This window comes from Thermosipho sp. 1070 (assembly GCF_001682135.1).
In the GTDB taxonomy this organism is placed as follows: domain Bacteria; phylum Thermotogota; class Thermotogae; order Thermotogales; family Fervidobacteriaceae; genus Thermosipho; species Thermosipho affectus.
The window spans coordinates 367,631-387,235 of the sequence record NZ_CP007121.1 but is presented as its reverse complement, the minus strand read 5'-3'; the positions used below and the strand labels follow the sequence as shown (position 1 = coordinate 387,235).

17 protein-coding genes are annotated in these 19,605 nt (G+C 31.9%); 15 read left to right on the top strand and 2 right to left on the bottom strand.

What is annotated here, in order from left to right:
- Both Y592_RS01905 and Y592_RS01900 read left to right on the top strand, forming a co-directional pair.
- Window positions 1-852 carry an ABC transporter ATP-binding protein gene (locus Y592_RS01905; protein ID WP_075665380.1) on the top strand — a complete coding sequence of 284 codons (852 nt, stop codon included), beginning with the start codon at window positions 1-3 and terminating at the stop codon, window positions 850-852.
- A gap of 1 nt (window position 853) precedes the next feature.
- Window positions 854-1,867 carry an ABC transporter permease gene (locus Y592_RS01900; RefSeq protein WP_075665379.1) on the top strand — a complete coding sequence of 338 codons (1,014 nt, stop codon included), beginning with the start codon at window positions 854-856 and terminating at the stop codon, window positions 1,865-1,867.
- Here Y592_RS01900 and Y592_RS01895 read toward each other — a convergent pair.
- Both Y592_RS01895 and Y592_RS01890 read right to left on the bottom strand, forming a co-directional pair.
- Complete coding sequence (locus Y592_RS01895; RefSeq protein ID WP_232218205.1) at window positions 1,848-3,056, bottom strand: aminopeptidase; 1,209 nt, start codon at window positions 3,054-3,056, stop codon at window positions 1,848-1,850. The genes Y592_RS01900 and Y592_RS01895 overlap by 20 nt on opposite strands.
- Window position 3,057: 1 nt before the next feature.
- Window positions 3,058-4,017, bottom strand: a complete 960-nt coding sequence (locus Y592_RS01890; protein WP_075665378.1) for a potassium channel beta subunit family protein — start codon at window positions 4,015-4,017, stop codon at window positions 3,058-3,060.
- Between the two features lie 114 nt (window positions 4,018-4,131).
- Here Y592_RS01890 and Y592_RS01885 point away from each other — a divergent pair, with 114 nt between their 5' ends.
- The 13 genes from Y592_RS01885 (at window position 4,132) to Y592_RS01825 (ending at window position 19,598) form a co-directional block, all read left to right on the top strand.
- Window positions 4,132-5,514 (top strand): MATE family efflux transporter, encoded by a 1,383-nt coding sequence (locus Y592_RS01885; RefSeq protein ID WP_075665377.1) that lies wholly within the window; start codon window positions 4,132-4,134, stop codon window positions 5,512-5,514.
- Window positions 5,501-7,213 (top strand): M3 family oligoendopeptidase, encoded by a 1,713-nt coding sequence (locus Y592_RS01880; RefSeq protein WP_075665376.1) that lies wholly within the window; start codon window positions 5,501-5,503, stop codon window positions 7,211-7,213. The genes Y592_RS01885 and Y592_RS01880 overlap by 14 nt, the downstream gene beginning before the upstream one ends.
- A gap of 1 nt (window position 7,214) precedes the next feature.
- Window positions 7,215-7,517: a hypothetical protein gene (locus Y592_RS01875; RefSeq protein ID WP_075665375.1), complete on the top strand. Its 303-nt coding sequence runs from the start codon at window positions 7,215-7,217 to the stop codon at window positions 7,515-7,517.
- A 152-nt stretch (window positions 7,518-7,669) separates the two neighbouring features.
- The gene (locus Y592_RS01870; RefSeq protein WP_075665374.1) at window positions 7,670-9,007 is read left to right on the top strand and encodes an FAD-dependent oxidoreductase; all 1,338 of its coding nucleotides are present in this window, start codon (window positions 7,670-7,672) and stop codon (window positions 9,005-9,007) included.
- A gap of 110 nt (window positions 9,008-9,117) precedes the next feature.
- Window positions 9,118-10,332 carry an iron-containing alcohol dehydrogenase gene (locus tag Y592_RS01865; RefSeq protein ID WP_075665373.1) on the top strand — a complete coding sequence of 405 codons (1,215 nt, stop codon included), beginning with the start codon at window positions 9,118-9,120 and terminating at the stop codon, window positions 10,330-10,332.
- A gap of 102 nt (window positions 10,333-10,434) precedes the next feature.
- Window positions 10,435-10,884, top strand: a complete 450-nt coding sequence (locus Y592_RS01860) for a MarR family winged helix-turn-helix transcriptional regulator (protein WP_075665372.1) — start codon at window positions 10,435-10,437, stop codon at window positions 10,882-10,884.
- Window positions 10,868-12,592 (top strand): ABC transporter ATP-binding protein, encoded by a 1,725-nt coding sequence (locus Y592_RS01855; RefSeq protein ID WP_075665371.1) that lies wholly within the window; start codon window positions 10,868-10,870, stop codon window positions 12,590-12,592. The genes Y592_RS01860 and Y592_RS01855 overlap by 17 nt, the downstream gene beginning before the upstream one ends.
- Window positions 12,589-14,430: an ABC transporter ATP-binding protein gene (locus Y592_RS01850; RefSeq protein ID WP_075665370.1), complete on the top strand. Its 1,842-nt coding sequence runs from the start codon at window positions 12,589-12,591 to the stop codon at window positions 14,428-14,430. Before Y592_RS01855 ends, Y592_RS01850 begins: the two co-directional genes overlap by 4 nt.
- A 62-nt stretch (window positions 14,431-14,492) precedes the next feature.
- On the top strand, window positions 14,493-14,765 hold the full coding sequence (locus Y592_RS01845; RefSeq protein ID WP_075665369.1) for a metal-sensing transcriptional repressor: 273 nt from the start codon (window positions 14,493-14,495) through the stop codon (window positions 14,763-14,765).
- Between the two features lie 34 nt (window positions 14,766-14,799).
- On the top strand, window positions 14,800-15,969 hold the full coding sequence (thiI, locus tag Y592_RS01840; RefSeq protein WP_075665368.1) for a tRNA uracil 4-sulfurtransferase ThiI: 1,170 nt from the start codon (window positions 14,800-14,802) through the stop codon (window positions 15,967-15,969).
- Window positions 15,966-16,727 carry a lysophospholipid acyltransferase family protein gene (locus Y592_RS01835; protein ID WP_075665367.1) on the top strand — a complete coding sequence of 254 codons (762 nt, stop codon included), beginning with the start codon at window positions 15,966-15,968 and terminating at the stop codon, window positions 16,725-16,727. Before thiI ends, Y592_RS01835 begins: the two co-directional genes overlap by 4 nt.
- Window positions 16,708-17,235 (top strand): bifunctional nuclease family protein, encoded by a 528-nt coding sequence (locus Y592_RS01830; RefSeq protein ID WP_075665366.1) that lies wholly within the window; start codon window positions 16,708-16,710, stop codon window positions 17,233-17,235. The genes Y592_RS01835 and Y592_RS01830 overlap by 20 nt, the downstream gene beginning before the upstream one ends.
- Entirely contained in the window at window positions 17,235-19,598 is a 2,364-nt protein-coding gene (locus Y592_RS01825) for a hypothetical protein (RefSeq protein WP_075665365.1), read from the top strand. Before Y592_RS01830 ends, Y592_RS01825 begins: the two co-directional genes overlap by 1 nt.
- The last annotated feature ends 7 nt before the right edge of the window (window positions 19,599-19,605 follow it).

Genomic DNA, 19,605 nt, shown 5'->3' with positions numbered 1-19,605 from the left:
ATGATAAAAGTGGTTAATTTAAAAAAGAAATATGGAGATTTTGAAGCACTTAAGGGAATAAGTTTTTCCATAGAAAGGGGAATTATATTTTCGTTTTTAGGCCCAAATGGTGCTGGAAAGACTACAACTTTGGAAATATTAGTGGGACTTAGAAAGAAGACTTCAGGTGAAATATATTTTTTTGGCCAAAAAGTAGATGATATTGATAAGAAAATAAAGGAAAGAATAGGGGTACTTCTTCAAAAAACAGAACTTTTTAGAGAACTTACCGTGTATGAAACGCTAAAACTTTTTAGAAGTTTTTACAAAAAAGGATACGACCCTAAAAAAGTGTTAGAGATGATTGGACTTGTTGAGAAGAAAAATGAAAGGGTTAAGACACTTTCTGGTGGACAATTTCAAAGGCTTAGCTTTGGATTATCTTTTATTAATGATCCTGAAATTTTGTTTTTGGATGAACCAACTACGGGGTTAGATCCACAATCTCGAAGACATATTTGGGATATTATAAGAGAATTTAAGAGGGGTGGTAAAACTATCTTTTTAACGACGCATTATATGGAAGAAGCGCAAACATTATCTAATAAAGTGTGTATTATAGATAACGGATTAATTATAGCTGAAGGTAGTCCAGATGAATTGATCAAACATTCAGGGTTAAGTACAATTGTTGAAGTAGATGGAGAATACAACTTTGGAAAAGTGGTGGAAGGGAAAACTATAATTGAGACTAAAAATATGAGTGAAGTGATAAATAAGCTTTTAAACGATGGCGTAGAAAAATTCATTGTGCGACATCCAACACTTGAAGATGTATTCTTAAAGCTTACTGGAAAGGAATTGAGGGATTAATATGTTTAAAGCGCTTTTGAAAATAGAGTTTTTAAGAAGTAAAGAGGCGACTTTTTGGTTTGTATTATTTCCCATTTTGCTTACTTTACTTTTGACGTCTATTTTTGGAGGTTTAGAAAAAAGGATACGTTTTAAAATAGGTGTTATTGGTAACTCGAGTGTATTAGATGTTTTTAAGGACTATTTTAATATTGTAAGAATAGAAAAAATAGAGCAATTTATCGAAAAGAACCTGGATATAGTTGTAGTTTTGGAAGAAAATTTTGATCAAAAGTTTCAAAAGGCACTTTTTTTATCGAAAACAAAGCTTTTTGAGCCACTTGAAGTAGATGTTTACTATATTCCTGGAAAATTAGATTCAAAGATTGCCAAAGATGTTTTTATAAGTGCATTTTCAAAGGTTAATTATTTAATGGGAAGAGATATTCCAATTAAGATAATAGAGAAAAACAAAAATATAAGATACCAAGAATTTCTATATGGGGCTATTTTAGTTATGAACATTATGTCTGTTGTTTTTTTTGGATATTTAACTAATATTTCTTTCTATGAGCGAAGAGGTGTCTTAAAGAGGTTATCTGTTACACCTTATAACAGGTTTTACCTTACTTTTACTATGGTAGCCTTTTTACAAATTCTATTATCGTGTGTAATATTCTCCATTTTTGATTATTTTGTATATGGAGTGAATATTTTTAATTACAACGTATGGTTTTACGTTTTGTTTGGAAGTATGGTTTTTCTTTCCTTTGGTTATATGCTTTCAAAGATGTTCAAAAATCCAGAAACAACAATTGTATTAGGTAACATATTTTTTCAGGTATTTATGTTCGTAGGCGGTTTTTATTTTAATGTAGATAACGTAAAATTCATTTCAACCATTTCAAAAATAATCCCATCTACCTATTTGGTAGATGGGATACGTGCGTCGTATGGATATTCTATATATAACAACCACATATTTGTTCCATTGGCATGGTTTGTTTTGTCTGTAGTTATAAGTTTGGTATTGTAAATAAACCATTTTTCATTATTTGGACTTTTTCCGTGCCTTTAACTCCCCAAACGTTCATTTTTTCATTGCCTATCATGAAGTCAACATGTGTAAGACTACTATTAAGTCCAACTTCTTTTAATTGTTCGTCTGATAATTTTTCCCCGTTTTTTACACAACTTGGGTATGCTCTACCAAATGCAAAGTGTGAAGCTGCATTTTCATCAAATAGCGTGTTGTAGAAGATTTTTTTCATCTGATAAATGGGGGATTCAACGGATACAAGTGCAACTTCACCTAATCTTCTTGCACCTTCATCTGTGTTTAAAATGGTTTCTAGTATATCTTTGCCTATTTTTGCATCGTAATTTATTATTTTTCCGTCTTTAAAGGTAAGTGTAAATTTGTCTATAATGTTTCCACCATATACTAGTGGCAAACTATTTGAAACCACACCGTTTATTTTATCTTTATGTGGGGCTGTAAATACCTCTTCTGTTGGAATATTTGGAACAAAAACGATATCTTGTTTGTTTTTTTGGCTTCCTGATATCCAAATGTGCTCTTTGGGAAGACCAACTTGTAGATTTGTACCAGGACCTTCGTATATTAAATAGTCGAATTGTTTTTCATTTAGATATTTTGTAATGTGTGTTAATTTTTCTATGTGTTTTTTCCAGTTTTCAACGGGATTTCCTTCTATTCTACTGGCTTTTAAAATGTATTCAAGAAGTTTTTCCGTGTTTTCTTCACCTAATACCTTTTTTGCCCATTTTTTTGAAGGGTATGCAACAACACACCAAGAAATTTCATTAGACATCATTCTTTTCATGATTTCTTTATTTGCGATGTTTACCGTTTTTGTGTAAATGCCTATTCTTTCAGGTGGAACGTCTTTTAATGCGTCTGGATCTGCACCAGTTATACTCAACATCGCTCCCTTTTTATCAAGTAAATATTGAGAGGCCATTATTTCCCATTTTGGATATTCTTTTAACGCATCAATAGGTGCATTTTTTAAACGATATTTTGTGACTACTTCATCATTCCATCTTACGTATACATCATGTGCACCTAGATTAAAGGCTTCATTTACTACTTCTTCTACAAATTCTCTTGCATCAAGCGGTGCTTTTATAAATAAAATTTGTCCTTCTTGAAGATTAAGTCCAATTTGAAGTGCAACTTTTGCATATTTGTTTAACATCATATCATTCCTCCAAAATTTTTCTTATTTCTTTTTCTATATCCTCTGTTATTTTTTCCTTAATTTCTATTGCTTTAAGATTCTCATGTAATTGTTCAATCTTTGATACCCCCAGGATAACACTACTTACATTTGGATTCAACAAACACCATGCGATGGCAAGTTGCGAGAGCTTTGCATTCAATTCATCTGCAATTTTTTGTAATTTTTGTAGTTTTTCAAATGTTTTTTCCGTTAATATACCGTTTTCTTCAAGGTGTTTTTTTAGGTTTGGAAATCTTGCAAGTCTTGAATCTTCTGGGATGCCGTTGTTATATTTTCCAGTTAGAATCCCAGAAGCAAGAGGACTCCAAATTGTTAACCCCATGCCGTATTTTTCGTATATAGGTTGATATTCTTTTTCTACCCTGTCCCTTACAAGCATGTTGTATTGCGGTTGTTCTACAATAGGTGGTATGCAGTTTAATTCTTTGCATGCTATGTGGGCTTTTTCAAGTTGGTCCCCACTCCATTCGGAAGTACCCCAATAGAGTGCATAACCGTTTCTCACTAAATAATCCATTGCAAGAACGGTCTCTTCAATAGGTGTTTCTGGATCAGGGCGGTGGCAGTAGACAATGTCAACGTAGTCTAGTTGTAACCTTTTAAGTGAAGCAAATGTTCCTTCTAAAATGTGTTTTCTTGAAAGCCCTCTGTCATTTGGTCCGTTTCCACCCCAAAATATTTTCGTGGAAACCACAATGTCACTTCTTTTGAATTCCTTTAAGACTTCACCTAACATGGATTCAGCCATACCATTTGCGTATGCTTCTGCCGTGTCAAAGAAGTTTATTCCATTTTTGAAAGCTTCTCTTACTATTTCTTTGGCTTTTTGAATGTCTAGTTGATTTCCGAAAGTGAGCCATGATCCAAGTGAAACTTCACTTATCTTTAATCCCCATTTTCCCACTTTTCTGTAATTCATATCTTTCACCTCCTTACGAAAAAATTATATCATAAAATATTCGCTTTGCGAAATATATTGTTTTTGGTTGAAATATGTTATAATTAGCATAGCGAATAATTGGAGGGGGAATTTTTGAAAAATAGGGTTGATTTATTCAAGCAAAGTATAATAAAATCGCTTTTTTTGCTGAGTTGGCCTTTAGTTATATCAAATTTAATGCAGACATTTTACAATGCAGTTGATGCTTATTTTTTGGGAAAGTTGGGAAAGATAGAGTTTTCTGCTCCTACAATAGTATGGCCACTTATATTTGTTTTTATTTCACTTTCTATAGGTTTTGCACAAGCTGGAGTAACGTTAGTGGCACAATTTACAGGAGCTTCAAATAAGAAGGCTGCAAGAAAAGCTGCAGGTCAAACTGTTGTAATTTCCACACTTTTGGGTATTTCTTTAGCGATAATAGCTATTATAATTTCACGTCATGTAATTACTTTAATTGCTGGTGAAAATAGTAAAGAAGTAATAAATTATGCGGTTAATTATTTTAACATAATAATGATAGGGTTGCCATTTGGTTTTATCTTTAACTCAATTTCTTCTATTTTAAGAGGTTGGGGAGATTCAAAATTTACAATGAAATTGATGTTTATTTCAACTGTGGTTAATATAATTTTGGATCCAATATTTATTTTTGGTTTTTGGTTTATTCCAAAAATGGGGGTAATTGGTGCAGCTTGGGCTACAACAATTGCAAGAGTTGTTGCAGCTGTAATTTCAATTGAACACTTATTTGCAGGGAAAAGAGGGTTTAAGATAGGTTTTGAAGATTTAAAACCGGATTTTTCATTGGTAAAAAAGGTATTTCGTATTGGACTACCAAGTTCTTTGAGTATGTCTATAACTTCTTTGGGATTTGTGGTTATAATGAGGTTCGTTTCTAGTTTTGGCCCTACAGTTGTTAGTGCATATGGTGTGGGAAATAGAATTATAAACTTTATTACGATGATATCATTTGGTATTGGTAATTCTGTTACCACTATGGTGGGGCAATTTTTAGGTGCGGGAGATTTGAAAAGTGCTGAAAAAACGGTAAAAGTTGCGTTTATTTCAAATTTTTTAATCGTATTTTCCTTAAGTACTTTGACCTTTTTCTTTGGTGGAGAACTTACCAGGTTTTTTATAAATGATCAAGAGGTCATAAGAGTGGGATATATATTCTTTAAATACGTTTCTTTCTCTTTGCCGTTTTTTACTTCTATGTCTGTTTTTATCAACACACTTGTGGGTGCTGGAAGAACGGAATTGTCAATGATAGTTGATATAACAAGATTATGGGGAATTAGGGTGCCGTTAATAGCAATTTTTTCCTCTACTTTTGGCTTTACAGGATTGTTTTTTGCTATGATAATTAGTAATGTGGCAGCAATGATTTTGGCATATCTTTTTGTTAAATTTTCAGATTGGAAAAAAACAATTGTGCAGAAAAAAGGGGGTAAATGTGATGATATTTACTGACAAAAAGATTGAAAAAAAGAAAAGAAAGTATTTTATGGGGCTAGATTCAACAGATGCCAGTAAGATTATTGAGATTTTAAATAGTCTGCTTGAAGAGAAAGTTGAAACGGAAGAGGAAGTTGTAAAGTTAGTAGAAAAATTTACAGAACTTTCCGATATTGTATCTGAGGAAATGGGTTGGAGATATATTAACATGACGAGGTTTTCGGATAAAAAGGAATATGCCGAAAAATTTAACGACTATTTTCAAAACGTTGTTTCAAAATTAAAACCCTATTATATAAAACTTGAAAAAAAGATATATGATAGTAAAGTAGAATTTTCAAGAGAATATGTACATATGCTGAATATAATTTCAAATAACATTGAATTATTTAGAGAAGAAAATATACCTTTACAGATAGAAGAAAGAAAACTTTCAAATAAATATGGTGCTATCTTTGGTTCTATAACTGTAAATTTTAGGGGCGAGGAAAAGACCCTCCAACAACTTATACCATATTTAAAATCACCTGATAGGGTAATAAGGGAGGAAGCATGGAGAAAAAGGTATGAAGGATTGTTAGAAAAAAGAGAAGAGCTTGATAACCTTTTTGATGAGTTAAAAGAAATTAGAATAAAGCAAGCAAAAAATGCAGGTTTTGAAAATTATAGAGATTATATGCATAAAGCAAAAGGAAGATTTGAATATACGGTAGAAGATGTTTACAAATTTCACGAGGCAGTGGAAAAGGAAGTTATGCCATTTTTTAGAAAAAGAATGCAAAAACGTGCGAAAAAATTAGGAGTTGATACATTAAGACCGTGGGATACAGCTGTTGATGTTGATGGAAAAGTACTTAAACCGTATAAAACGGTAGATGAATTTGTTGAAAAGGCGATAAAAGTACTTGGAAAAGTTAAACCACTTTTTGGTGAAAGGTTAGAAATGATGAAAAACACTGGATTGCTTGACCTTGAAAATAGAAAGGGAAAGGCACCAGGTGGATACAACTATCCATTACCGGAAACAGGTGCACCGTTTATTTTTATGAACGCAACGGGACAGAGTGGGGATGTAAGGACCTTGCTGCATGAATCAGGACATGCTATGCATACCTTTGAAACGGTAGACATACCTGTTACATATTATAGACCAAATCGTATGGAAATAGCAGAACTTGCTTCGATGAGTATGGAATTGTTAACTATGCACCATTGGAATGAGTATTATAAAGATAATGAAGAGTTAAAAAAGGCAATGATAGAAGAGCTTGAAAGTGCTATTTTATTCCTGCCTTGGTGTATGACAGTTGATGCATTCCAACAGTGGATCTACAGCAATCCAGGACACTCTGCTGAAGAAAGAGCAGAATATTTTGGAAAATTGATGGATAGATTTAATCAAGGAGTGGATTGGACAAATCTTGAACTTGAAAAGAAATACAGATGGTTATTCCAATTGCATATATTTGAAGTACCTTTCTACTATATAGAATATGGAATTGCACAACTTGGAGCATTGTCAATATATAGAAATTACGTCGAAAACTCAGAAAAAGCTATAGAGAGTTATCACAACTTTTTAAAGGTTGGATATAAAGTACCAATTGATAAGGTCTATGAAGTTGCAGGTATAAAATTAGATTTTTCAGAAGAGTATATTGGAGAGATTGTAGATTTTGTCGAAGATAGATTAAAAACTTTGGAAGGGGATTAATTTGTTTTTTGAAGATTTTAACGAAGAGTTTGAAAGTTTAGACGAATTTGTTGAAAGTGTAAGAAAAAAGACGAATTGTCCAGAATGTGTACAATGTGGATATTGTTGTAAGATAACACCTTGTTATTATGGAAAATGGAATAGTAAAAAGAAGCAATGTGAATATTTAACAGATGATAATAAGTGCGATATCTATGACAAGATAGTTGAATTGGAAAAGGATAAAGAAGTGAAAATGTTTGGAAGCGGCTGTTGTTTAAACTATATGAATCCGGAAAGATTGAAAAAATTATCCCAAAAGTAGATTTATAATTGCTCATTAGCTTCGGCATATGCCGAAGCTTTTTTTGTCAAATAGTTAGTTATTAAAAAGTTTGTAAGGTATAATTAATTTACTTTGGTAAGAATATGTTATAATAAAACTGATTGATAAAAAAATCACAAGGAGGGATATAAATGAAAGTTGCGATTATAGGGTGTACTCATGCAGGCACTGCTGCAGCCATAAATACGGTGAATCTATATGAAGATGCAGAAGTGACGGTCTATGAAAGAAATGATACCATTTCGTTTTTATCTTGTGGAATTGCATTGCATGTTGAAGGTGTAGTTAAAGAGCCAAAGAAACTTTTTTATTCATCGCCAGAGCATCTAAAAAGTTTTGGTGTGAAAACAAAGATGAAACATAATGTAAAAGAAGTAGATTTCAAAAATAAGACTTTGGTAGTTGAAGATATTAAAAGTGGCAAGTTTTTTGAGGAAACATTTGATAAGTTGATTATTGCTACGGGTTCATGGCCGGTTATTCCTGAAATTGAGGGAATTGATTTAAAAAATATTTTGCTTTCAAAAAATTTTTATCATGCAAATGATATAGTGAAAAGTGTAAAGAATGTAAATGATGTAGCGATTATTGGTGCGGGATACATTGGAGTTGAACTTGCTGAGGCAATTAGAGAAAATGGTAAAAAAGTAACTTTAATAGATATTGAAACAAGAATTTTAGCCAAATACTTAGATGAAGAGATAACAGATGTTGCAGAGAAAAAATTAAGGGAAAAAGGTATAAAACTTGCGCTTGGTGAAAGGGTAATAAAATTTGAAGGAACTGAAAAAGTTGAGAAGGTAATAACTACAAAGGGTGAATACAAGGCTGATTTGGTAATTCTTTCTATGGGATTTAAACCAAATACAAAGTTATTTAGAGGAAAACTAAACATGCTTGATAATGGTGCAATAATTGTTGATAAGCATATGCAAACAAGTGAAAAAGATGTTTTTGCTGCTGGGGATTGTTGTGCGGTATTTTACAATCCATTGGAAAGATATGAATATATACCTCTTGCTACAAATGCGATTAGAATGGGAACAATAGCTGCGTATAATTTAAAGAAAAAGAGGTTAATGCATTTGGGGACTCAAGCTACATCTGGAATAAAGATATACAATTTAAATATTGCGGCAACTGGAATTACAGAGCATATGGCAAGAGTAAATAATTTAAATGTAGGATCAATTTTCATTGTGGAAAATCATAGACCGGAATTTATGCCATATTTTGAAAAAGTATTTTTTAAAGTAGTTTACGATAAAAACACAAAACGTATATTAGGTGCTCAAATAATGTCAAAAATTGATTTAACTCAATCTATGAATACAATGTCTGTTTTGATTCAAAATAAGATGAGAATAGATGAACTTGCGTTTGTTGACTTTTTCTTCCAGCCGCATTTTAATAAACCGTGGAATTTTTTGAATGTTGCTGGTTTGGAATATTTGAAAAATCATTTCTAATTCAGGAAAATTTATCGTGAAAAAATTAACATAAAATTTATGTGAAATTAACCACTTTAACCTGTTTTCGGTGTACAATATTTGTGAAAATATTCACAGGAGGTGAAATTATGTGGGAAAGCAAAATGGATATTTACAATGTATTTGAATTAAGGTGTAAAACAACGTGTTATTTTGGTGTAGGTGCAATAAACAAAATTGGTGATATATTTGACAATTTGAAAGAACAAGGAATTAACAGTGTGATTTTTGTGACAGATAAAGTAGCTTATAAGGTAACGGGTGCATGGGATGTTATAAAACCTGAACTTGAAAAAAGAAACATAAAGTATGTTATATACGAAGATGTATCTCCAAATCCAACAACCACTCAGATTAATGAAGCAACAAGGATTGCAATTGAAAATGATGCAAAGGCTGTTATAGGTATAGGTGGAGGAAGTCCTATTGATGCAGCAAAAAGTGTAGCTGTTTTACTTGAATATACAGACAAAACAGCAGAAGAATTATACGAAGGAAAATTTATACCAACTAAAGCAAAACCAATAATTGCAATTAATACAACACATGGTACAGGTACTGAAGTAGATAGGTTTGCAGTTGCAACTATTCTAGAGAAAGAATATAAACCTGCACTTGCATATGATTGTATATATCCAACATATGCAATTGATGATCCTCAGTTGATGAAGACATTACCAAAGAGTCAAACAGTTTTTACATCTATTGATGCTGTTAATCACGTAACCGAAGCAGCTACAACTCTTGTAGCAAGTCCTTATTCAATACTTCTTGCAAAAGAAACAATAAGGCTTATTGCAAGATATTTACCTCAAGCAGTTGCTCATCCAGATGATTTGACGGCGAGATATTATCTTTTGTATGCTTCTACAATAGCTGGAATTTCTTTTGATAATGGGTTGTTGCACTTTACACACGCACTTGAACATCCATTGAGTGCAGTAAAACCTGATCTTGCTCATGGACTTGGGCTTGCAATGCTTCTTCCAGCCGTTGTAAAACATATTTACACCTCAAAACCAGAGGTTTTAGCGGATATTTACAGCCCAATTGTTCCAGATTTAAAAGGTGTTCCAGGCGAAGCAGAGAAGATAGCAATTGGTATTGAAAAGTGGCTGTTCAACTTAGGAGTTACAGAAAAATTAGAAGATATGGGATTTAGTGAAAATGACATTCCAAAACTTACAAAACTTGCACTTGAAACACCTTCTTTGGGATTGTTGTTGAGTATGGCACCAATTAATGCAGATGAAAAAACAATTTCTTCAATATACATGGATTCATTAAAACCTTTGTCAAAATGATAGTTGTTTTTTAGTTTCGTGGGGCCTTTTGGCCCCACTTTTTTGACAAAAAAATAGTTTGATGTATAATAGTTTTACGTAAATGTATTGGAGGTGAGAAAATTGAAAAGTGAAAATTTTGAAAATGCTTTTTTACTTTTTTCAGAAATTGAAAAGCTAAAGTTTCAGATTTTAAGAGCAGATATGGAAAAATATGGAATTCATCCTGGACAAATTCCACTTTTTTTTATTATTAAAAAATTTCCTGGAATAACACAAAAGAAATTGGCTGAAAGAATAATGGTTAATACTTCTACAGTGGCAATAATGTTAAAAAGAATGGAAAAGGCAGGGTTTGTAAAAAAGGTTGTGGATGAAAAGGATAGGAGATATTTTCATGTTTATCTTACAGATAAGGCAGAAGAAATACACGAAAAGTTACTAATGAGTATGAAAAAGTTTGAAAGTGCGTGTTTTAAAGATTTTTCGAAAGGGGAATTAAATCATTTGGAAAAACTTTTGGGAAAAGTTGTTAAAAATTTGGAGGCGATGAAAGATGGGAAAAATTTTTAAGTATCTAAAGAAATATACCTTTTTGATTATTTTAACATTGTTTTTTGTCACTTTGCAAGCTATTTTAAATTTGTACCTTCCAAATTTGATGGCGGATATAGTTAATAAAGGTGTTGCAAGGGGAAATGTCGATTATATCTGGAGTGTAGGTTGGAAAATGCTTGGTATTACTTTGTTAAATGTTGCTGCTGCTGTTATTTCAACATTTTTTGCCGCAAGAATTTCTATGGGATTTGGAAAAGATCTTAGGAGTATGGTTTTTAAAAAGGTAATGAATTTTTCTTTAAGCGAGGTAGATAAGTATGGTGTTTCAACGCTTATAAATAGAAATACAAATGATATTACACAAATTCAAAGTGTTTTGTTTATGATGTTACGTATAGTTGCACTTGCTCCTGTTATGGCTATTGGTGGAACAATAATGGCTGTTTCAAAAAGTGCAAAGCTTTCTATGGTTTTGCTTGTTTCGTTGCCTGTTATGTTTGTTGCTATGTATTTTATTTTGAAATATTCAATTCCATTGTTTAAATCAATGCAAAAAAAACTTGATAAGTTAAATAGAGTTTTAAGAGAAAATCTTACAGGTGTTAGGGTCATTAGGGCATTTGCAAAAACAGAGTATGAAAAACAAAGGTTTGAAGATGCCAATGAGGATTTAACGAGTACAGCTCTTAAAGTTAACAGGATTTTTTCCTTAGTTTTTCCTTTGATTTTATTGATTATGAATATAACTATTGTCTTTTTGATTTGGGTTGGTGCTTTACAGGTTGATAAAGGCACGTTGGAAATAGGTAACATGATGGCAGTTATGCAATACATTATGCAAATTATGTTTTCATTTATAATGATATCCGTTATTTTTATCTTTCTTCCAAGGGCATCTGCTTCAGCAGAAAGAATTAGTAGTGTTTTAGAAGAAAAAATAAGGATAAAAGATCTAGAACAACCGAAGAAGATCGATATCGTGGAAAAGATAGAATTTAAAGATGTTACATTTTATTATGAAGGAGGAAAAGAACCTGCAGTATCAAATGCAAGTTTTACGATAAATCCAGGAGAAGTAGTTGGAATTATTGGAAGTTCTGGTTCTGGAAAGAGTACTCTTGTCAAATTACTCATGAGATTTTATGATGTTACTAAAGGAGAGATTTTAGTTAATGGAATTAATATTAATGAAGTTTCTCAAAAAGATTTGAGGGAAAGGATTTCATTAACCCCCTCGCGTCCGGTTATTTTTTCTGGAACAATTGAAGAAAATGTAAGAATAGGTAAAAAAGATGCCAATGAGGAAGAAATTATAGAGGCCTTAAAGATTGCACAAGCTTGGGAATTTGTTTCAAAGTTTCCTGATGGTATAAAGACGAAAGTTTCGCAAGGTGGGACAAATCTTTCAGGTGGGCAAAAACAAAGACTTGCAATTGCAAGGGCAATTGTGGGGAATAAAGATGTTTATATTTTTGATGATAGTTTCTCAGCTCTTGATTTCAAAACTGATGCAAAATTGAGAAAGGCTTTGCGTGAAAACTTATCGAATGCAACTAAAATAATAGTTTCTCTAAGGGTAGCCACAGTTATGAATGCAGATAAGATTATAGTTTTAGAAAATGGGAAAATAGTGGGTATTGGAACACATAAAGAACTCATTAGAAATTGTCCGGTATATAAGGAAATAGTTTCTTCTCAACTTTCAGAGGAGGAGATAGCATGAGTATGGGAAAACCTGTGCGTAGAGGAGGACCTGGAGGACCAATAAGGGGAGCTGTTGAAAAGCCGAAAAATTTCAAAAAAACACTGAAAAGATTGTTAGGGTATTTAAAACCATACGCAATTCCTTTGATAATTGTATTTGCACTTGCAATAACTGGAACAATATTTAGTATTATTGCTCCAAAAGTTTTGGGGAAGGCAACAACTAAGTTGTTTCAGGGATTTCTTGCAAGAAAAATATTTCCTAGGGCAAAAATAGATCTCCAAGGTATACTAAAAATTTTGATTGAAGTGGGAATTTTGTATGGATTATTTGCGTTATTTATGTATATACAGCAATATATAATGGCAGGTGTGTCACAAAAGGTTGTAAAAAAATTAAGGACGGAAGTTATGGAAAAACTTTCAAAACTTCCATTGAGGTTTTATGATTCAAGAACACATGGTGAAATTTTAAGTAGAGTAACAAATGATGTGGATTTAATTAGTAACACTTTAAATCAAAGTTTGACGCAACTTATTACTTCTATAGTTACAATAGTTGGTGTTATTATAATGATGCTTACTATTAGTCCTTTGCTTACTTTGGTTACAATGGTTACACTACCTATCAGCATATCATTGATAGTACTTATAGTAAAGAAATCTCAGAAATATTTTAAAAATCAGCAAAAATTTCTTGGAAATGTAAACGGACATGTCGAAGAGATGTTTGGCGGATTAATTGTTGTAAAAGGATATAACATGGAAGAAGAAAGTATTAAAAGGTTTGAGGAGTATAACGAAAAGTTATATGGTTCTGCATGGAAGGCACAATTTGTTTCTGGAATAACTATGCCTATTATGAGATTTGTTGGTAATTTGGGGTATGTTATAGTTTCGATAATGGGTGGAATAATGGTGACGAAACGCATTATCCAACTTGGTGATGTGCAGGCATTTATTCAATACTCTCAACAATTTAATCAACCTATTTCTCAAGTTGCAAATATAATGAACATGATTCAGTCAACTCTTGCAGCATCGGAAAGAGTTTTTGAAATTTTAGATGAGAAAGAAGAAGAACCTGATCCAGAGAATGCCATAGAATTGAAGTCTGTTGAAGAAAATGTGAAATTTGAAAATGTTTATTTTAGTTATAGTAAAGACAAAAAATTAATTGAAGACTTAAATATTGATGTGAAAAGTGGTCAGACTATTGCCATTGTTGGACCAACAGGTGCCGGAAAAACAACTCTTGTGAATTTATTGATGAGGTTTTACGAGATACAAAAGGGAAGAATTACCATAGATGGTGTGGATATAAGGAAATTGAGAAAAAATAATTTGAGAAGGTTCTTTGGGATGGTTTTACAAGACACTTGGTTGTTTAATGGTACTATTAGGGAAAATATTGCATATGGTAAAGATAATGCCACTGAAGAAGAAATAATAAATGCTGCAAAGTTAGCACATGCTCATCACTTTATAATGGCATTACCTGGAGGGTATGATGCCGTTATTAATGAAGAAGCTTCAAATATTTCTCAAGGGGAGAAACAGCTTATAACGATAGCAAGGGCTTTTGTAGTGGATCCAGATATTTTAATTTTAGACGAAGCTACTAGTAATGTGGATACGTTGACTGAGAAATATATTCAGAGTGCTATGAAAAGATTGATGCATAGTAGAACTAATTTTGTTATTGCACATAGATTATCGACTATTAAAGATGCGGATATGATTTTGGTAATGAATGAAGGAAAAATAATCGAAAAAGGCACACATGAGCAGCTGATGAATAAAAATGGTTTTTATGCAGAATTGTATAAAAGTCAATTTTTAGGTGCTTATGTGTAAAACTCTCTGCGAATGCAGAGAGTTTTTTTCATGGTATAATTTAAGGGAAGGAGGTTGGTTATGTGAAGCATAAGGATGCGTTAAGAACATTGAAGAATGCCAAAGGGCAAGTTGAGGCGGTAATAAAGATGGTAGAAGATAACAGATATTGTATAGATATTTCAAAGCAAATTCTTGCAACGATTGCCCTTTTGAAAAAAGCAAATGTTCAGGTTTTAAATTCACATCTTGAGACATGTGTAAAAAGTGCGATTTTTTCAGAAGACGTAGAAGAAGTGGATAGGAAAATACAAGAATTGGAAGAAGTTATAAGTTACTTAAACAAAATCGTTTAGATGTGATAGAATATTACCAGAAAGGAGGCTTCAAATGGAGCCAGTAGTTGTAGTAAGGTATTCTGAAATAGGATTAAAAGGGAAAAATAGGGGATATTTTGAAAAAAAACTTATTGATAATATAAGAAAGATTGCAAGACCGCCTGAAATAAGTAAAAGGTATGGAAGAATAATTATAAGGTTAAAAAATATGTCATTTTTGGAAATAAAAGAAAGATTAAAATATGTGTTTGGGATACAAAATTTTAGTTATGCATATGCGGTAAGTCATGACATTGATGAAATAAAAGAGGCTGTAAAAAAATTGTTGAGTTTGAATATAAAAGGGAAGAAAACTTTTAAGGTTCAAACGAAAAGGTCTTTTAAAGAATTTCCAATGACTTCTAATGAGTTGAGTGCATATATTGGTGCTTACGTACTTGAAGAATTTGACAATTTAAATGTTGATGTTCATAATCCCGATATAACAGTTGGAATTGAGATAAAAGAAAAGGAAGCTTTTATCTTTGTTGGTAAGGAAAGATTGTATGGAGGACTCCCGGTTGGTGTTTCGGGTAAGGCAATTTTACTTTTAAGTGGAGGAATAGATAGCCCTGTGGCAGGTTGGTATATGCTAAAGCGTGGGTTAAAACTTGAAACGTTAAGCTTTTTAAGTCCACCATTTACGAGTGAAAAATCTGTAAAGAAGATATTAGATTTGGCTGATGTTTTATCAAAATATACCCCTGATACCTTAAGAACTCATATCGTTCCTTTTACGGAAGTTCAGCAGTACATAAAGTCAAATGTGCCAGATAGATATTCTTTGATTATTCAAAGAAGAAGTATGATAAGAATAGCAAACAAACTTTCAAAGAAAAGAAAAGCCAGTGCAATTATAACGGGTGAGAATATTGCGCAAGTTGCAAGTCAAACACTTTCTAATTTAAGAACTATTGAAGATGTTTCTGATATTCCAATTCTACGACCATTAATTGGCTTTGAAAAGCTAGATATTATTGAAAAAGCAAAGGAGATAGAAACATATGGAATTTCAATATTACCTTATATAGACAGTTGTGTGGCTTTTGCACCTAAAAATCCCGCAACTAAATCTTCGATTGGAGAGTTAAAGGAAATTGAACAAAAACTTGACAAACTATTTGAATTGGAAGAAAAGGTATTTAATAAGATGGAAAGTTATACGTTAGGGAGGGAGTCATGAGAAAAATATTTGAGTTTTTTTATACGTTATATTTTTTGATTGGGGCCTTTGTTTATATTGTAATATACGGTGCGATAGTTTTATTTGTAGGATTTGTTATAGGTTTATTTAACAAAGAAGTATCTAGAAGATTTGTTGTAAAGCAGATTGAAATTTTCGGTAGGATGACTTTTAAATTACTTGGGATTAAGGTGCACGTATTTGGTAAAAAGCCAAAAATAGATGAAAATTATATTGTCGTGTCTAATCATCAAAGTGCTCTTGATATTCCTTTAATTATTGGATTTGTTGAACCTGTTGCGTTTATTGCCAAAAAGGAATTGGGAAAGGTGCCGGGAATAAATTGGTTTTTAAAATATCTTAGAAGTGTTTTAATAGATAGAGGGAATGTGAGAAAGACGGCAATGTCTTTGAAAGAAGTGATAATGAAACTAAATGAAGGAGTTCATTTTGTTTTGTTTCCAGAAGGTACGAGAAGTTTTGATGGGAAGGTTCTAGATTTTAAAAATAGAAGTTTGGAGATAGCTTACAAGTATAAGATTAAGATTTTGCCGATTTCCATTTGGGGAGCGCATAAAGTACTTAGAAAAAAGAGTTTGTTTATAAAAAGGCATCCTATATATATTAAAATCCATGATTTAGTGGATCCCAACATTTTTGATAGTGAGAAAGCTTTAAGAGAATATGTAAAAAGTGTAGTTTCAAAAGGCGTTGAGGATTTTGAAAGGGGGATTTGGGATGAAAAGGGCGACAATTAAAGCATTGGCATTGGATAAAGTAAATAATTCACCCGTTGTGATTTTATCTATTGAAGGTACTAAAAAGATACTTCCAATATGGATAGGTGCATGCGAAGCAAGTGTACTTGCTATGATTTTGGAAAATGTAACTTTTGAAAGACCGTTAACTCATGATCTTTTACTTTCAATGGTTGAAGGACTTGATGCACAGATGGAGAAGATATTAATAAACAAAATTGAAGATAATACTTTTTATGCAAAAGTAATATTAAAAGATTTGACTGCAAACGACGAAGAGGATGATGGATTGATAGAATTTGACGCAAGACCATCTGATGCTATTATTCTTGCTTTAAAGACATCTTCGCCGATATATGTTTCAAATGAGTTAGTATTGGATTATTCAATTGATTATCCTAATGAGGATTATGATAAAGAAGATGACGAGTTTAAAAAATTTGTTGAAAATTTGGACTTAGACGAATTTAGAAAAAAATTTGGGAAAGGTTCACAGGGGGATAATTAATGGATTTTTTAAAGAATATTTTAGGGAGAGCAAAAGAACTATTTGGAAAATTATTTGGTAGAGTAATTGAGTTATTGAAAACTATATACAAAAGAAAGCTTTTGCTTTTGTTATCTATATCTATTGTGATAGTTGCAGTAGCTTTTGCTATATTAATTGGTCAGTTTTTAAAGAAAAAGTCTCAAATTGAGATAAAGGCGCAACAAGAAACAACTGTTGTGAAAAATCTTTATATAAATATTCCAAAAGGTGCCTTTCCGTATGAAAAATCTTTTAGGTTAAATCCTATTACACCGGATACTGATCCAGACTTATTTAAAAATTATCCGTTTATAGACACGGTGTACGATGTTATTCCAAAAGATGGAAAGGTTGATTTTGCATATAGACCAATTACTTTTAAATATTATTTTCCATCTGATTATTATTATGGTATAGATTATAACAATGTTGCACTTGCGTACATTCCCGATAAAGGTTCTGCCTATAGGATCTTTCCTGGAAGTTATATAGGAAAAGATGAAAAAGGATATTACGTTGAAACTCAATCTTTCCATAGTTCAAAGATAGGAATCGTGGCTTTAAACCCAAAAAAACAAGAATTGGGTATAAAGGTGCTTGTTGAAAAACTTACACCAAAACCCGCTATTTTGGTTATTCCAGGCTCAGATAGAAATTTCAAGGGATATTTTAAATCAGATGATAGTCCAGATTTAAATTTTTGGTCGGTTGTATTTTCCGATAGAACTATAATGATGTATAATTATCCACTTTACGAAGTAAGATCAAAGCTGTATAAAGATATGGTAGATGATTATTTTAAGCGTTCGGAGTTAAAAAGCTATATTGAATTTGAAGCTGAGAAGCTTGCATCTGAATTGAAAAGATTCAAGAATTTCAAATTTGATGTTATAGCTCAAGATATTGGGGGATTAATAATTTCTTATTGTTTATTGTTACATCCAGAAATTAACAATGTTAGAAAAATTGCATTTATTTCTGTGCCATTTAAGGGTACAAATATTTCAAATCCCGTATATTTTGGTTCACTTTTGTATGGAAAGACCCCAGAGGCGTTATCAAAGATTTATAACCTTGATGAAAACATGATTTCTTCAATTCAGACACATATTTATACTTTTATTGAGACAGTAAATACATATTGGAGTGAAATTTTACCGGATTCCAAACTTTTGGAAAAGATGAAGACGCTTTCAAGAAAAGATAATGTAAGCATGGTTTCATTTATTGGGACAACTCCTCCTTTTGGTATAGACGTTAAAAATAGTACTCTTGAAAAATTTTATCCTGAGCTTGTTAGTGGAAAAGGTGATGGAATTGTCTCAGTGGATTCTGCAAAAATAGATGGAATTGATCTTATTCAAATAAAAGGAGATGCTTATTCGTTTTATTCTTCTAACGAGTTTGTGGAAAAGTTAAAACAATTTTTAGAGTTTGGTGAAATTAAGATCCCCGAGTACAAAGATGATAACTATAGAGAGTATGTATCAAAGACTGAAAAAGAAAAAGAAGTGTATTTATCTAAGTTGAGACCATATAGATTTAATGGTGCAAGAATTTCAAATTCAATAGTTGTGGATTTTGACAAAAAATTGGATTTTCCTGGAAATCAAATTGCCATTTTTAAGTCAGTTATTTATACAGGAGGACCAAATGGATTGTATGGAAATGGTACGAAACTCATGGAAGGACCTATATTTAACTTAAAAAAGAGCTTTGGTGGGGTTTCCTTTAGAACGGCAAGTGAGATTTACTTTTATAGTCCAGCTATAAAGAAAAAATACAATGTTGTTTATGTGGCGGATTTTCTTGCAACACAAGAGGGAGTGTATACAGCGGTTAATTCCGGGGAAATTGTTAGTTTTTGGGATCCATTTGGTAAGAAAATAGTAGATTTAAAAGGACAGTATGGGAGAATTAAGGTGGTTGAAAATTATCTTATTTTATATACAAATAAACAAATTTATATACCAAGATTAAATCTGCTTTTAAGTGTACCTGAACTTAAAAATAAAAGTATTGATATTTCAGATGTAATAATTTATAGAAATGAAGTTTTGGGAGTTACAAGAAGCTATGGATTTTTATTTTATGATATAGGTTCGACTGTTGGAAATTATATAGGTGAAGGTTGGATAGGTAATATAGCTATTTTTAGAGTGGGAAATTATTTCTTAACTATTGGAAGAAATTTTATTACAATAATTGATATTCCAGAAAGAAGGGTTTTGAAGATTATAGAGAAACTTGACAATGAAGTTTTGACAGCGGATTCAGATGGTGAATATTTGTATCTTGTAACTAAAGATGGAATATTGAAATATAAAGTAAAAAAGGATTAGGAGTGAG

What these genes read in the sequence shown, in the direction of transcription:
- Y592_RS01905 (WP_075665380.1), top strand. Translation starts at nt 1, where the DNA reads ATGATAAAAGTGGTTAATTTAAAAAAGAAATATGGAGATTTTGAAGCA.
- Y592_RS01900 (WP_075665379.1), top strand. Translation starts at nt 854, where the DNA reads ATGTTTAAAGCGCTTTTGAAAATAGAGTTTTTAAGAAGTAAAGAGGCG.
- Y592_RS01895 (WP_232218205.1), bottom strand. Translation starts at nt 3,056, where the DNA reads ATGATGTTAAACAAATATGCAAAAGTTGCACTTCAAATTGGACTTAAT.
- Y592_RS01890 (WP_075665378.1), bottom strand. Translation starts at nt 4,017, where the DNA reads ATGAATTACAGAAAAGTGGGAAAATGGGGATTAAAGATAAGTGAAGTT.
- Y592_RS01880 (WP_075665376.1), top strand. Translation starts at nt 5,501, where the DNA reads ATGATATTTACTGACAAAAAGATTGAAAAAAAGAAAAGAAAGTATTTT.
- Y592_RS01870 (WP_075665374.1), top strand. Translation starts at nt 7,670, where the DNA reads ATGAAAGTTGCGATTATAGGGTGTACTCATGCAGGCACTGCTGCAGCC.
- Y592_RS01865 (WP_075665373.1), top strand. Translation starts at nt 9,118, where the DNA reads ATGTGGGAAAGCAAAATGGATATTTACAATGTATTTGAATTAAGGTGT.
- Y592_RS01855 (WP_075665371.1), top strand. Translation starts at nt 10,868, where the DNA reads ATGGGAAAAATTTTTAAGTATCTAAAGAAATATACCTTTTTGATTATT.
- Y592_RS01850 (WP_075665370.1), top strand. Translation starts at nt 12,589, where the DNA reads ATGAGTATGGGAAAACCTGTGCGTAGAGGAGGACCTGGAGGACCAATA.
- thiI (WP_075665368.1), top strand. Translation starts at nt 14,800, where the DNA reads ATGGAGCCAGTAGTTGTAGTAAGGTATTCTGAAATAGGATTAAAAGGG.
- Y592_RS01835 (WP_075665367.1), top strand. Translation starts at nt 15,966, where the DNA reads ATGAGAAAAATATTTGAGTTTTTTTATACGTTATATTTTTTGATTGGG.
- Y592_RS01830 (WP_075665366.1), top strand. Translation starts at nt 16,708, where the DNA reads ATGAAAAGGGCGACAATTAAAGCATTGGCATTGGATAAAGTAAATAAT.
- Y592_RS01825 (WP_075665365.1), top strand. Translation starts at nt 17,235, where the DNA reads ATGGATTTTTTAAAGAATATTTTAGGGAGAGCAAAAGAACTATTTGGA.